This is a genomic window from Vibrio sp. YT-19(2023) (assembly GCF_033337395.1).
On sequence record NZ_JAWOQN010000293.1, the window covers coordinates 1 to 852 of the forward strand.

1 protein-coding gene is annotated in these 852 nt (G+C 45.9%); it reads right to left on the reverse strand.

All coding sequences use genetic code 11. The annotated features are described in order from the left end of the window. The coding region (gene nrdD, locus R7E78_RS25480) for an anaerobic ribonucleoside-triphosphate reductase (RefSeq protein ID WP_318058520.1) at nt 1-852 on the reverse strand (852 nt) is incomplete at both ends.

Sequence of the window (852 nt, forward strand, 5' to 3'; positions counted from 1 at the left end):
CAGTTTCGTCAGCCCATTGGTTCACCGCATCTTTTAGATGTTTGATGATCGCGACCGCTTTTTCACGCAATACGGCATCATCGTAAACGTGCGCTTCAGTACCAAACAACGCGTTGATAGTTTCATGCACGCCAATGTAGCCTAGAGAAATTGATGCACGGCCGTTTTTGAAGATTTCTGCAATCGAATCGTCCGCTTTCAAGCGTACACCACATGCACCTTCCATATATAGAATTGGTGCAACGCGCGCTTTTACGTTCTCTAGACGAGAAATACGTGTTTCTAGTGCTTTACGAGCAAGACGTAGACGATCATCAAGCAGTTCATAGAACTTCTCTTCGCTGCCTTTTGCACGAAGCGCGATACGTGGCAAGTTCAAGCTAACTACACCAAGGTTGTTACGACCTTCATGGATAAGTTCGCCATCCTCTTCGTAAGTACCTAGGAAGCTACGACAACCCATAGGTGTTTTGAATGAACCCGTTACTTCCACGACTTTGTCGTAGTTAAGAATGTCTGGGTACATACGTTTTGAAGCACACTCAAGTGCAAGCTTCTTAATGTCGTAGTTAGGATCTTCTGCCTTGTGGTTTAGACCGTCTTTAATACCGAACACCAATTTAGGGAATACGGCGGTTTTACGGTTTTTGCCAAGACCAGCGATACGGTTTTTCAAAATCGATTGCTGAATAAGACGAGACGCCCAGCTTGTACCAAGACCAAAACCAAACGTAACGAATGGCGTTTGACCGTTTGCCGTGTGCAGTGTGTTTACTTCGTACTCTAGCGATTGGAATGCGTCGTAACACTCTTTCTCGGTGCGCGCTTTAGCGAACTCTTCTGGCTCGGCAA